Here is a 13,235-nt window from a genome sequence, read left to right as displayed (position 1 = left end):
GCCCTCGTGTTCCGGCTCGCCCTCGCGTTCGGGCCCGACCCTTGGGCATCGGCTCGGCGGACGTCCGCGGCGGCCGGGTGCGGGGCCTCGGGTGGGGCCGTGGGGTGGACGTGCGGGACACTGCGTCGTAACGTCGGGCCGGAGTCGTATAACTAGCGCTGCTAGTTTTCAGTTGCCGGAGGGTGTTCCATGTCCGCGTCCTCGAAGATGCCCCCGTTCGACCCCGCCGATCCGATCGGGATCGACGATCTGCTGGAGCCGGAGGACCTGGCGATCCGGGACACCGTGCGCGGCTGGGCCGCCGACCGCGTGCTCCCGCACGTCGCCGAGTGGTACGAGAGCGGCGAGCTGCCGGGCGTGCGGGAACTCGCCCGCGAGCTCGGCGCCCTCGGCGCCCTCGGGATGTCGCTCGACGGGTACGGCTGCGCCGGCGCCACCGCCGTCCAGTACGGACTCGCCTGCCTGGAGCTCGAGGCCGCCGACTCCGGCATCCGCTCCCTGGTCTCCGTGCAGGGCTCCCTCGCCATGTACGCCATCCACCGGTTCGGCTCCGAGGAGCAGAAGCAGGCCTGGCTGCCCCGGATGGCCGCCGGAGAGGTGATCGGCTGCTTCGGCCTGACCGAACCCGACCACGGATCGGACCCCGCCGCGATGCGCACGTACGCCAAGCGCGAGGGCACGGACTGGGTCCTCAACGGCCGCAAGATGTGGATCACCAACGGCTCGGTCGCCGGTGTCGCCGTCGTCTGGGCGCAGACCGACGAGGGGATCCGCGGGTTCGTGGTGCCGGCGGACAGCGCCGGGTTCTCCGCCCCGGAGATCAAGCACAAGTGGTCGCTGCGGGCCAGCGTCACCAGCGAGCTGGTCCTGGACGACGTACGGCTGCCCGCCGACGCGGTGCTGCCGGGGGTCGTCGGACTGCGCGGCCCGCTCGGCTGTCTGTCCCACGCCCGCTACGGCATCGTCTGGGGTGCCATGGGCGCGGCCCGCTCCTGTTTCGAGACCGCCCTCGACTACGCGCGGACCCGGGAGCAGTTCGGCAGGCCCATCGGCGGCTTCCAGCTCACCCAGGCCAAGCTCGCCGACATGGCGGTCGAACTGCACAAGGGAATCCTGCTCGCCCACCACCTGGGGCGGCGGATGGACGCCGGCCGTCTGCGTCCCGAGCAGGTCAGCTTCGGCAAACTCAACAACGTGCGGGAGGCGATCGAGATCTGCCGCACGGCCCGGACGATCCTGGGGGCCAACGGGATCTCCCTCGAATACCCCGTGATGCGGCACGCGACCAACCTCGAGTCGGTGCTCACCTACGAGGGCACCGTCGAGATGCACCAGCTCGTGCTGGGCAAGGCGCTCACCGGTCTCGACGCCTTCCGGTGACGCCCGGGGCGGGCAGGGCCGGCGTGCGGCCCTGCCTCAGCTCTGGTTGAAGAAGCCGTCCGTCCGGTGCCCCGTCGGCTCGCCGCTGATGATCTCGGTGTCGGCGGGGGACAGCAGGAAGACCCGGTTGGACACGCGGTCGATGGAGCCGCGCAGGCCGAACACGAGCCCGGCCGCGAAGTCCACGACGCGCTTGGCGTCGGCCGCCTCCATGGCCGTCAGGTTCATGATGACGGGCACGCCCTCCCGGAACAGTTCGCCCACCGCGCGGGCGTCACGGAAGCTGTCCGGGGTGACCGTGCCGATCCGGCGGCCCTTCTCCTCGGCCGTGTCCGAGGCCACCTTCACCCGGGGGTCGGTGACCCAGGCGTCCCCGGCGTCGGTGCCCTCGGAGTAGTCGTCGTCGTAGTAACGCTCGTCATCGTTGTCGTCGACGAGGCCGAGCCACGCACTCGCCTTGCGTACCGATCCCATGGACGCCTCCTCTCACAGCGGTCTCTCTTGCTTTCCGTATCCCTATGGTCATCCATGATGCGGACGGTGCGCCAAGTGGATAGACGCCGCGCGGGGGGTTTGTGACGGTACTGGTGCACAGCGAATACGTCGAGAGGCCGTGTGCCCCAAGGGCGAGGCCCTACACGGCTGCTGACTGTGAGTGAAATATTATTGTCCACGGCGTATGGGTGACGCACGGTGCGTACGGGTGAACGAAGGGGCGGATACGATGCGGCGGCTCAACGTCGTACGCATCACGGGGGATCGTCGTGTTCGGAATTGTCAGGCCCTGCCGGCATCGTCTCGGGGAGAACCTCGGGACCCAGTGGATGGCCCACCTGTGCGGACTGTGCCTGGCGCTGCGCGGCGACCACGGCCAGTTCGCGCGCGTGGTGACGAACTACGACGATCCTCTCGGTTCTGACGGAGGCTCAGGCCGAGACGGCCGGATCGGCGGGGGGACGGCGGCGCACGGCGGGCCCGTGTCCGCTGCGCGGTATGCGCACCGCCTCCGTCGCGCAGGGTGAGGGTGCGCGGCTCGCGGCGGCCGTCTCGCTGGTGCTCGCCTCGGCCAAGGTGCGCGACCATGTCGCCGACGGTGACGGGCTGCTGGCGCGCCGCCCGGTGGCGCTCGCCGCGCGCCGGGTCGCGGACGGCTGGCGGCGCGCGGGCGCCCGTACCGGAGCGGGCGTCGGGTTCGACACCGCAGTCCTCGTCGACGCCGTGGACCGCCAGACCGGCATCGAGGCGCTCGCCGGACCCGGGACGCCGCTCCTCGCCGTCACCGAACCGACCGAGACCGCGACCGCCGCCGCCTTCGCCCACACCGCGGTGCTCGCCGGCCGGCCGGGGAACGCCGCACCGCTCGCCGAGGCCGGGCGCCTGTTCGGCCGGCTCGCCCATCTCCTGGACGCCGTGGAGGACCGCCGGGAGGACGCCGCCCGGGGTGCCTGGAACCCGCTCACCGTGACCGGCACCCCGCTCGCCGAGGCCCGCCGGCTCGCCGACGACGCCGTCCACGGCATCCGTCTCGCCCTGCGCGAAGTGGAGTTCACCGAGGGCCGGCTGGCCCACCTGCTGCTCGCGCACGAACCGGGCCGCTCCGTCGACCGCGCCTTCGGCACCGCGTCCTGCGGGCACGCGCCCGAAGGCGCCTTCGGGCCGCCGCAGGGGCCGTACGCACCCCAGGGCCCGCACGGCGCACCCCACGACCCGAACCACCCCCGCACCGGCGGCGGCAGCCCCTTCGGCGGCGAGCCCCCGCGCCCCGGCCGGCGCGGCTTCTGGGCCGGGTGCGCGGCCGCCCTCGGGCTGTGCTGCACCTGCAAGGTGTGCTGTGCCGACGAGTTCGAGGGCCCGTGGTCGCGGAGGAGGCGTGAGGGCTGCTGCGCCAACTGCGACTGCGACGGCTCGTGTTGCGAGGCGTGCCAGTGCTGCGAGTGCTGTGAATGCTGCTCCTGCTGCGACTGCGGGCTGTGACGCGGCACGGGCCGCCGGGGGTGGGACGGGATGAGCAGTCCGCCGGAGAGAAGGAGGAGAGGAGCGGGGGCGCGTCCTGACCGTACGGGGGTTCGCCCGCCCGCCCCCGTACGGAAGGGGTGATCACTGACGGACGTATCGGACCAGGGGGAGGGATGTGCGCGCCGCACCGAGACGGCGCCCCGCGCCCCGCGCCCCGTTCGCGCCGACCGGCGCCCCCTGGCCGAAGAGGTATCCGGACGGTCGAATTCCGGACAACCCCGCCTGCCCGCCGGTCCACGGCGCCGCGATCGCGGCCGCCGCCGCCGAGGCGGACGCTCCGGCCGTCGGCCGGGAGGCGTTCGCCGGCGGTGCGCGACTCGGGGCCGGCGACGAAACGGCGGGCTCCGTGCGGGTTCCGCCGCACTTCGCGAGACCGGCGGGGGAGTGCACTCCGGCTTGGGACGAGGGCCTTCCCGAGATCGCCTGACGAGCCGTCAAGTCACCCCGAACGCAAGCCTTCTAGTTGAATCGCACATAGTTGCACGGCCGAAAGGTGCCCTTGCGCCGACCGTCCGTTCGGCCGAATACTCCCCCTCAGCGCTTGTCAGGGGCACGGCGTATCCGGAATCCGGACACCCGGCGCCTGGCTGCGCCTCACGGGCCCCGACCCCACGCGGGCCCCCGACTTCCTTTGTGGAGGAACGACAAGTGAGGATCAAGCGCACCACCCCGCGCAGCGGCGTCGCGAGACGGACCCGGCTGATCGCCATCGCCTCCGGGCTCGTGGCCGCTGCCGCGTTCGCGGTCCCCAACGCGAACGCGTCCGACACGACCACCTTCAGCGCCGCTCAGCTCACCAAGGCGAGCGACTCGGTCCTGAAGGCCGACATCCCGGGCACCGCCTGGGCGGTCGACAGCAAGACCAACCGTGTCGTCGTCACCGTCGACAGCACGGTCACCCCGTCCGAGATCGCCCAGATCAAGCAGCAGGCGGGGACCAACTCCGGCGCGCTGACCATCAAGCACACCGCGGGCAGGTTCAACAAGCTGATCTCCGGCGGCGACGCCATCTATGCGAGTAGCTGGCGCTGCTCGCTGGGCTTCAACGTCAAGGACGCCAGCGGAAACTACTACTTCCTGACCGCCGGTCACTGCACCGACGGCGCGGGCACCTGGTGGGCGGACTCGTCGCACGCGACGACCCTCGGTTCCACCGCCGGCTCCTCCTTCCCCGGCAACGACTACGGCATCGTGCGCTACACCAACAGCTCGATCACCAAGTCGGGCATGGTGGGCAGCCAGGACATCACCAGCGCGGCCACGCCGTCCGTAGGCACCACCGTGTACCGCCGTGGCTCCACGACCGGCACGCACAGCGGCCGCGTCACCGCGCTCAACGCGACGGTCAACTACGGCAACGGCGACATCGTCTACGGCCTGATCCAGACCACGGTCTGCGCCGAGCCCGGCGACTCCGGCGGCCCGCTGTACGGCGGCACCACCGCCTACGGTCTGACCTCCGGCGGCAGCGGCGACTGCACCTCCGGCGGTACGACCTTCTTCCAGCCGGTCACCGAGGCGCTGAGCGCCTACGGGGTGCACGTCTACTGACGCCCCCCCCACGGACCGCCCGCCCCCGGCGGTCCGGCCTGCGGCAGCAGGAGAGCCCCCGCACGCGACCGGCGTGCGGGGGCTCTCGCTCGTGCGGCGGTCGCCAGGGGGTCGGATCCGGCCCGGAAGGCGCGGCGAGGGCGGGTTGAATTCAGGACAGGACCAGACCTCACAGACAGCACACGGGCCGTCCCCACCTGGTGTTTGCAGTGCGAACCCGGGGTGGCTGACCTCGGGCGGTCAAGGCATAGGGGACGTACGCCGGTTGACGTATACGCGTCCAGAACTCGACCTTGTGTGCGCGCTGTCGGTCTCGGAATAGTGGGCCGGGTCAACCGCCTTCCGGTGCACGGGGTCCCCACAACCTCGTGTGCCGACCCCCCACAGGAGGACGAGAGTTGAAGCACCGACGCATACCCAGGCGCCGTGCGGCCGTGGCAGGTGCGGGCATCGCCGCGCTGGTCGCCGCGGGAGTGACCTTCCAGAGTGCGAACGCCAGTGAGGCCCCGAAGACCCCCGTGGCGCGGACCCTGTCGTCCACGGCGGCCGGAAAGCTCGCCTCGACGCTGGTCAAGGACCTCGGCACCGACGCGGCGGGCACGTACTACGACGCCCGGGCGAAGAGCCTCGTGGTCAACGTGCTCGACGCCGCCGCGGCGAAGACCGTCCAGCAGTCCGGCGCCAAGGCGAGAATCGTCGAGAACTCCCTCGCGGAGCTGGACGGAGCGCGCACCACGCTGCGCGAGGACGCCACCATCCCCGGCACCTCGTGGGCGACCGACCCGGTCAGCAACAAGGTCGTGGTCACCGCCGACAGATCCGTCTCGAAGGCCGAGTGGGCCACGCTCTCCAAGGTCGTCGACGGGCTCGGCGCCAAGGCCGAACTCAAGCGCTCGAAGGGGGAGTTCAAGCCCTTCGTCGCGGGCGGCGACGCCATCACCGGCTCGGGCGGCCGCTGTTCGCTCGGGTTCAACGTGGTCAAGGGCGGCCAGCCGTACTTCCTGACCGCCGGGCACTGCACCTCCGCGATCTCCACCTGGTCCGACTCCAGCGGCAACCAGATCGGCAAGAACGAGCAGTCCAGCTTCCCGGGCAACGACTTCGGCCTGGTGAAGTACACCGCGAGCGCGGACCACCCGAGCGCGGTGGACCTCTACAACGGCTCGACGCAGGCGATCGCCAAGGCCGGCGAGGCGACCGTCGGCGAGAAGGTCACCCGCAGCGGCTCCACGACCCACGTGCACACCGGCACGGTCACCGGTCTGAACGCCACCGTGAACTATTCCGAGGGCACGGTCAGCGGCCTCATCCAGACCGACGTGTGCGCCGAGCCGGGCGACAGCGGCGGCTCGCTGTTCGACGGCGACACCGCGCTCGGCCTCACCTCCGGCGGCAGCGGCGACTGCACCTCCGGCGGCGAGACCTTCTTCCAGCCGGTCACCGAGGCCCTGTCGGCCACCGGAAGCCAGATCGGCTGACCTGACGGGATCCGCTGAGCGTCACCGCTGAGCCCCGCCCCCGCGCGCGAGGGGGGCGGGGCTTTCGCGTGGGCTCCGCGGACTTCTCGCCGACTCGCGCGGCCCTCGCGCGGGCTTCTCGGGCGGGTTTCGGGCGGCTTCCCGCGGGGGCTTCGCGCGGACCCGCACGCGCCGGGCGGCCGCGGATCCGCGCAGGTGGGGGCACCCGAGACGCTTGTCGCACAGATGTTCGGAAATTGGTCTATGGTGGGGGTGAGAGTTGAGGGAACTGATGTTCGAGACCCTGTGAGGGGTCGCGTGTGCGGGAGGTGCGGATGCCGGGCTTCACGCATCTGCGCACCGTCTCCGGGTTCTCCCTGCGCTACGGCGCCTCGCACCCGGAGCGGCTGGCCGAGCGCGCCGCCGAGCGGGGCATGGACGCCCTCGCGCTCACCGACCGCGACACCGTCGCCGGAACGGTCCGGTTCGCCAAGGCCTGCGCCGCCGCGGGCGTCCGCCCGTTGTTCGGCGCGGAGCTGGCGGTGGCCGGGCCGGAGCCCGTACGGCGGGACGGCCCCGTCCGGCACGAGCGGCGCCGGGCGCCCGTGCGCGGCGGCGCCTTCGTCGACGAGTCGGCTCCCCGCGTCACCTTCCTGGCGCGGGACGGCGCCCGCGGCTGGGCCGGCCTGTGCCGCCTGGTCACCGCCGCACACACCGCCGCCGGCACCCCCCTGCTGTCCTGGCCCGACAACCACGCCGACGGCCTGACCGTCCTGCTCGGCCCCGCCTCCGACGTGGGCCGCGCCCTCGCCGCCGGGCGCCCGGACCGCGCGGCCTCCCTGCTCGTCCCCTGGCGCGAGGTCTACGGCGACGCCCTGCGGCTCGAGGCCGTCTGGCACGGCCGTACCGGCACCGGACCCGGCTCCCTGCGCCTGGCCGCCCGTACCGTCGGCTTCGCCGCCGAGCAAGGCGTCCGGCCGGTGCTGAGCAACGCCGTCCGCTACGCCGACCCCGGCCAGGGCCCGGTCGCCGACGTCCTGGACGCCGCCCGCCGCCTGGTCCCCGTCGACCCCACCCGGGAGCTGGACTCCGGCGAGGCCTGGCTGAAGGGCGCGGACGCGATGCTGCACGCCGCCGAGCGGATCGTCGAGGCCGCGGGCTTCCGGCGCGACACCGCCCACCGCCTGCTGGAGCAGACCCGGGCCACGGCCGCCGAGTGCCTGGTCGACCCCGAGGACGACCTCGGCATGGGCTCCGTCCACTTCCCCGAGGCGCACCTCGTCGGCGCCGGCCGCCGCACCGCCCAGCGCACGCTCGCCTCCCGGGCCGCGGCGGGCATGGTGCTGCGCGGCTACGCCGGGCGGCGGGACTACTGGGAGCGGATGCACGAGGAGCTGGACATCATCGCCCACCACGGCTTCGCCTCCTACTTCCTCACCGTCGCCCAGGTCGTCGACGACGTGCGGGACATGGGCATCCGGGTCGCCGCGCGCGGCTCCGGCGCGGGCTCCCTGGTCAACCACCTCCTCGGCATCGCGCACGCCGACCCGGTCGAGCACGGGCTGCTGATGGAGCGCTTCCTGTCCAAGCGCCGCGTGGCCCTGCCCGACATCGACATCGACGTGGAGTCCGCGCGCCGTCTGGAGGTCTACCGGGCGATCATCGGGCGGTTCGGCACCGAGCGGGTGGCGACGGTCGCCATGCCGGAGACGTACCGGGTGCGGCACGCGATCCGCGACGTCGGCGCCGCGCTGTCCATGGACCCCGCCGACGTCGACCGCATCGCCAAGTCCTTCCCGCACATCCGCGCCCGCGACGCCCGCACCGCCCTGGACGAACTGCCCGAGCTCAGGGCGCTGGCGGGGGAGCGGGACAGGTACGGGAGGCTGTGGGAGCTGGTCGAGGCCCTCGACGCGCTCCCGCGCGGGGTCGCCATGCACCCCTGCGGAGTGCTCCTGTCCGACGCCTCCCTGCTGTCCCGTACGCCGGTCATGCCCACCAGCGGCGAGGGCTTCCCCATGTCCCAGTTCGACAAGGACGACGTGGAGGACCTCGGGCTGCTCAAACTGGACGTGCTGGGCGTGCGGATGCAGTCGGCGATGGCGCACGCCGTCGCGGAGGTGGAGCGGGCGACGGGGGAGCGGATCGACCTGGACGCGGTGCCGCCGGGCGACCCGGCGACGTACGGGCTCATCCGGTCCACCGAGACGCTCGGCTGCTTCCAGATCGAGTCGCCGGGCCAGCGGGACCTGGTCGGGCGGTTGCAGCCGGCCGGCTTCCACGACCTGGTCGTCGACATCTCGCTGTTCCGGCCCGGACCGGTCGCCGCCGACATGGTGCGGCCGTTCATCGAGGCGCGGCACGGGCGCGCCCCGGTCCGCTACCCCCACCCGGACCTGGAGGAGCCGCTGCGGGAGACGTACGGGGTCGTCGTCTTCCACGAGCAGATCATCCACATCCTGCACATCATGACCGGCTGCGGCCGGGACGAGGCGGACCGGGTGCGGCGCGGGCTGTCCGACCCGGAGTCGCAGGCGCGCATCCGGATCTGGTTCGCGCAGCACGCGGCGGCGCACGGCTACGACGCGGAGACGATCCGGCGCACCTGGGAGATCGTCGAGGCGTTCGGCTCCTACGGCTTCTGCAAGGCGCACGCCGTCGCCTTCGCCGTACCGACGTACCAGTCGGCCTGGCTGAAGGCGCATCACCCGGCCGCCTTCTACGCGGGTCTGCTCACCCACGACCCGGGGATGTACCCGAAGCGGCTCTTGCTGGCGGACGCGCGGCGGCGCGGGGTGCCGATCCTGCCGCTGGACGTGAACCGGTCGGGGGTCGCCCACCGTATCGAACTGGTGTCTGATTCAGAGTCTGGTTCGCCTGGTATGTGGGGACTTCGGCTGGCCCTCTGCGACGTGCACGGCATCAGCGAGGCCGAGGCGGCCCGGATCGCGGACGGGCAGCCGTACGCCTCCCTGCTCGACTTCTGGGAGCGGGGCAGGCCGAGCCGCCCCGTCGCCGGACGGCTCGCCCAGGTGGGCGCGCTGGACGCGTTCGGTGCCAACCGCCGCGACCTGCAACTGCACCTGACCGAGCTGCACCGGGGCGCCCGGGGCGGAGGCGGTGGCCAACTTCCGCTGGCGGGTGGCCGGAAGACCGCGTCCGCGGGGCTGCCGGATCTGTCCGACGCGGAGCGGCTCAGCGCCGAACTGGGTGTGCTGTCCATGGACGCCTCGCGCAACCTGATGGACGACCACCGCGCCTTCCTCGACGAGCTGGGCGTGGTGTCCGCACGCCGGCTGCGCGAGGCCCGGCACGGGGAGACGGTGCTGGTCGCGGGCGCCAAGGCGGCCACCCAGACCCCGCCGATCCGGTCCGGCAAGCGGGTCATCTTCTCCACGCTGGACGACGGCACCGGCCTGGTCGACCTCGCCTTCTTCGACGACTCCCACGACGCCTGCGCCCACACCGTCTTCCACTCCTGGCTGCTGCTGGTGCGCGGGGTGGTGCAGCGGCGCGGCCCGCGCAGCCTCAGCGTGGTGGGCTCCGCCGCCTGGAACCTCGCCGAGCTGGCCGAACTGCGCGCCGCGGGCGGCCTGGAGGAGGTGGCGGCACGGCTGGCGGAGCCTCTGCCGAAGGGGAGCCAGGAGCGGGACCCGGAGCGGGGTCCGGGGCGGGATTCGGAGCGGGGCCCGGAGCCGGACCCGGACGGCGGCACCGGCGAGGGCCGTCCGGACCCGGGGCGCCCCGGCCGCACGATCCGCCTGCCCACGGGGTACGAGATGCACCCCTGGGCCGATCTGCGTCCCGCGGGCGAAGGCCCCGCGGGTGGACGGAAGTTGTGGCACCAGAGCCCGGGGAGTGCGGGATGACCATCCTCTGCGTACGTTTCCAGCTGCCGCCGGCGCGCGAGGCCGCCCTGCCCGGGCTGCTCGGCCTGCTGGAGGAGTTCACCCCGGTCGTCGAGGCGCTGCCCCCGGACGGGGCGCTGGCCGATCTGCGCGGCGCCGAGCGGTACTTCGGGCGGAACGCCGTCGAACTGGCCTCGGTGATCCGGATCCGGGCTCTCGCGCTGCACGGAGTCGACTGCGTGATCGGCGCCGGGCCCGGGCCGATGCTGGCGCGTATGGCGCTGCGCGACGCCCGGCCCGGGACGACCCGCGTGGTGCCCGGCGACCCTGACGCCGTCGCGGAGTTCCTGGCCGGGCGGCATGTCGCCGCGCTGCCCGGCGTCGGCGCGGCGACGGCCCGCACCCTGGCCGAGTACGGCCTCGACACCGTGGACCGGGTCGCCGCCGCGCCCCTGTCCACCCTCCAGCGCCTGGTCGGCGCGGGTGCCGGCCGCGCACTGCACGAGCGGGCGAACGGTGTGGACCGCGGTCGGGTCGTTCCCGACGGGGTCTCACGCTCCCTCGCCGCGGAACGCCCCTTCGCACGCGACGAGACGGACCCCGGCCGTCATCGCCGGGCGCTGCTCTCGGCCGCCTGGGAACTGGGCGTCCGGCTGCGCGCCCTGGACAAGGTCTGCCGCGTCCTGACCCTCACCGTGCGCTACGCCGACCGCTCCGCCACGACCCGCGGCCGCACCCTCGCGGAACCGACCGCCCACTCGGCCGTGCTGATCGGGGCGGCTCACGGCCTGTACGACTCCCTGGGCCTGCAACGCGCCCGCGTCCGCGCGATCGCCCTGCGCGCCGAGGGCCTGACCCCCGCCGACCGGGCCTCCCACCAGCTCACCTTCGACCCCGTGGACGAGAAGGCCCGCCGCGTCGAGGAGGCGGCCGACCGCGTCCGGGCGAGGTTCGGCCCGCGCGCGGTGGTACCGGGGGCACTGGCGGCGTGATCCCGCCTCCGCAGGCGTCAGTTGGCCCACGGGGGAGTGATGCGCGTGCCGTCGGCCAGCTCCGCCTCCAGGCCGACGGACGTGGTGACCCAGGAGAGCGCGGTGTGCCCGGTGGGGTTCTCGACGGCCACCGTCGCACCGGGATTGATGATCACCGTGTCGCCCGCGGAGATCCGCTCGCACCGGCCGTCGAGGGTGATCAGGAGTTCTCCGACGAGCAGATGGAGGATCTCCTCGCGGTTGACGGTGTGGGCGGGGGCCTTCGTCCCCGCCGGGATCTCGCCGCGCCAGGCGCACAGTTCCCTGCTGCCGGTGAGGGGGGTGGCGTACGAGACGAAGCGGGCGCCGTGGATCTCATGGGTCACGGCTTCGCCGGAGCGGACTACGGGCATGGTGGGGCTCCGTTCATGTAGTCAAGTTGCTTGACTACATCGTCAAGCTGCTTGTCGATTTCGTCAAGGGTGTTTCAATGCCCTGGTGCAGAACTCCGAAGCCATGGCCCTGTCCGCCGCCCTGCTCGCCGCCGCCGGTGGGCTCACTCAGCGCATCCACGACGGCGTGGTGGCCCGCGGTTTCGAGGGGCTCAGGCCCGCGCACGGCTTCGCCTTCGCGCGGCTGGCGCCGGACGGCGCCACGGTCGGTGAGCTCGCCGCCCATCTCGGAGTCACCAAGCAGGCGGCGAGTCAGCTCGTCGACGAGATCGTGCGCAAGGGGTACGCGGAGCGTCGGCAGCATCCGGGCGACGCGCGGTCCCGGCTGGTGGTGCTGACCGACCAGGGGTGGGCCTGCACCCGCGCGGCCCAGGAGGCGGCCGCCGAGGCCGTGGGGGCATGGGTCGAACTGATCGGCGAGGGTGAGGTGCGTGCGTTGCGTGAGCGGCTGGCGCGTATCGCGCCGTACGGTCCGATCAGGCCTGTCTGGTGACGGTTTGTCAGGGGCGTTATCACGGTCTCCGATTGGTGCCAGAAGTTTTTACTGACGCGTAACTTCCCATGCGAGCTACTCGTCCGTAACTTGACGGATGAACAGCATCCTCGTGATCCGGATCACAGGGCTTAGTGCCGTCGCACCTCCCCCCTTGAGCCGCAAGGAGATCACTCGATGCTGCCCCACAAGCGCGTCCTCCTCAGACCCTTGGCCGCCCTGCTGCTCGCCGCCGCGGTCGCCCTCGTCCCCGCCGCCACCGCCCACGCGACCGACGCACCCCACAGTGGCTGGAACGACTGGTCCTGCAAGCCGTCGGCCACCCACCCCCGCCCCGTCGTCCTCGTCCACGGCACCCTCGGCAACTCCGTCGACAACTGGCTGTCCCTCGCGCCGTACCTGAAGGACCGCGGGTACTGCGTCTTCTCCCTCGACTACGGACAGCTGCAGGGCGTCCCGCTCTTCCACGGCCTCGGCCCCATCGACAAGTCGGCACAGCAGCTGTCCGACTTCGTCGACAGGGTGCTCGGCGCCACCGGAGCCGCGAAGACCGACCTCGTCGGCCACTCGCAGGGCGGGATGATGCCCCGCTACTACCTGAAGTTCCTCGGCGGCGCGGGCAAGGTGAACGCGCTCGTCGGCATCGCGCCCGACAACCACGGCGCCACCCTCAGCGGGCTGACCAAGCTGCTGCCGTACTTCCCGGGCGCCGAGGACCTCATCTCCGCCAACACCCCCGGCCTCGCCGACCAGATCCCCGGCTCCGACTTCCTCACCAGACTCAACGACGGCGGCGACACCGTGGCCGGCGTCCACTACACGGTCATCGCCACCAAGTACGACGAGGTCGCCACGCCGTGGCGCAGCCAGTACCTCACCGGCCCCGACGTGCGCAACGTCCTGTTGCAGGACCTGTGCTCGGTGGACCTCTCCGAGCACCTGGCGATCGCGCTCTTCGACCGCATCGCCTTCCACGAGGTGGCCAACGCCCTCGACCCGGGCCACGCCACCGCCACCACCTGCGCGTCGGCGTTCAGCTGACGTGTGTTCCGGGGCCTGTCCGGCCT

The 13,235-nt window shown here is 72.7% G+C and carries 9 protein-coding genes and 1 pseudogene; 8 read left to right on the top strand and 2 right to left on the bottom strand.

Translation table 11 applies throughout. The features are described 5' to 3' along the window. The first annotated feature begins 189 nt into the window (after positions 1-189). Positions 190-1,380 carry an acyl-CoA dehydrogenase family protein gene (locus tag ACIPM1_RS14995; RefSeq protein ID WP_356195607.1) on the top strand — a complete coding sequence of 397 codons (1,191 nt, stop codon included), beginning with the start codon at positions 190-192 and terminating at the stop codon, positions 1,378-1,380. 36 nt (positions 1,381-1,416) lie between these two features. Here ACIPM1_RS14995 and ACIPM1_RS14990 read toward each other — a convergent pair whose 3' ends face one another. Further along, entirely contained in the window at positions 1,417-1,854 is a 438-nt protein-coding gene (locus ACIPM1_RS14990; protein ID WP_402433898.1) for a cell division protein SepF, read from the bottom strand. A gap of 290 nt (positions 1,855-2,144) precedes the next feature. On the opposite strand from ACIPM1_RS14990, the pseudogene ACIPM1_RS14985 reads away from it, so the two are divergent. The 5 genes and pseudogenes from ACIPM1_RS14985 (at position 2,145) to ACIPM1_RS14965 (ending at position 11,244) form a co-directional block, all read left to right on the top strand. Further along, positions 2,145-3,354, top strand: a pseudogene (locus ACIPM1_RS14985) (DUF5685 family protein). Positions 3,355-4,044: 690 nt separating this feature from the next. Further along, positions 4,045-4,947 carry a S1 family peptidase gene (locus ACIPM1_RS14980; RefSeq protein WP_402433895.1) on the top strand — a complete coding sequence of 301 codons (903 nt, stop codon included), beginning with the start codon at positions 4,045-4,047 and terminating at the stop codon, positions 4,945-4,947. A gap of 398 nt (positions 4,948-5,345) precedes the next feature. Beyond that, positions 5,346-6,425, top strand: coding sequence for a S1 family peptidase (locus ACIPM1_RS14975; RefSeq protein ID WP_402433892.1), 1,080 nt, complete (start codon positions 5,346-5,348; stop codon positions 6,423-6,425). Between the two features lie 314 nt (positions 6,426-6,739). Then, complete coding sequence (locus ACIPM1_RS14970; protein WP_402433889.1) at positions 6,740-10,273, top strand: DNA polymerase III subunit alpha; 3,534 nt, start codon at positions 6,740-6,742, stop codon at positions 10,271-10,273. After that, positions 10,270-11,244, top strand: a complete 975-nt coding sequence (locus ACIPM1_RS14965; protein ID WP_402433886.1) for a DNA polymerase thumb domain-containing protein — start codon at positions 10,270-10,272, stop codon at positions 11,242-11,244. Before ACIPM1_RS14970 ends, ACIPM1_RS14965 begins: the two co-directional genes overlap by 4 nt. 17 nt (positions 11,245-11,261) lie before the next feature. Here ACIPM1_RS14965 and ACIPM1_RS14960 read toward each other — a convergent pair whose 3' ends face one another. Next, a complete protein-coding gene (locus ACIPM1_RS14960) occupies positions 11,262-11,636 on the bottom strand; it encodes a cupin domain-containing protein (protein WP_402433883.1) in 375 nt (124 codons plus the stop codon). Positions 11,637-11,721: 85 nt separating this feature from the next. Between ACIPM1_RS14960 and ACIPM1_RS14955 the strand changes: the two genes are divergently transcribed. After that, positions 11,722-12,168: a MarR family winged helix-turn-helix transcriptional regulator gene (locus ACIPM1_RS14955; RefSeq protein ID WP_402433880.1), complete on the top strand. Its 447-nt coding sequence runs from the start codon at positions 11,722-11,724 to the stop codon at positions 12,166-12,168. Between the two features lie 177 nt (positions 12,169-12,345). Beyond that, the gene (locus ACIPM1_RS14950; protein ID WP_402433876.1) at positions 12,346-13,209 is read left to right on the top strand and encodes an esterase/lipase family protein; all 864 of its coding nucleotides are present in this window, start codon (positions 12,346-12,348) and stop codon (positions 13,207-13,209) included. The last annotated feature ends 26 nt before the right edge of the window (positions 13,210-13,235 follow it).

The sequence above is a fragment of the Streptomyces sp. NPDC086766 genome (assembly GCF_044746005.1).
GTDB lineage: Bacteria > Actinomycetota > Actinomycetes > Streptomycetales > Streptomycetaceae > Streptomyces.
The sequence above is the reverse complement of the archived record's forward strand: the minus strand, read 5'-3'. Positions and strand labels throughout refer to the sequence as shown.

Coding starts and splice junctions, on each gene's coding strand:
- ACIPM1_RS14965 (WP_402433886.1), top strand. CDS start 10,270: ATGACCATCCTCTGCGTACGTTTCCAGCTGCCGCCGGCGCGCGAGGCC.
- ACIPM1_RS14995 (WP_356195607.1), top strand. CDS start 190: ATGTCCGCGTCCTCGAAGATGCCCCCGTTCGACCCCGCCGATCCGATC.
- ACIPM1_RS14960 (WP_402433883.1), bottom strand. CDS start 11,636: ATGCCCGTAGTCCGCTCCGGCGAAGCCGTGACCCATGAGATCCACGGC.
- ACIPM1_RS14990 (WP_402433898.1), bottom strand. CDS start 1,854: ATGGGATCGGTACGCAAGGCGAGTGCGTGGCTCGGCCTCGTCGACGAC.
- ACIPM1_RS14970 (WP_402433889.1), top strand. CDS start 6,740: ATGCCGGGCTTCACGCATCTGCGCACCGTCTCCGGGTTCTCCCTGCGC.
- ACIPM1_RS14950 (WP_402433876.1), top strand. CDS start 12,346: ATGCTGCCCCACAAGCGCGTCCTCCTCAGACCCTTGGCCGCCCTGCTG.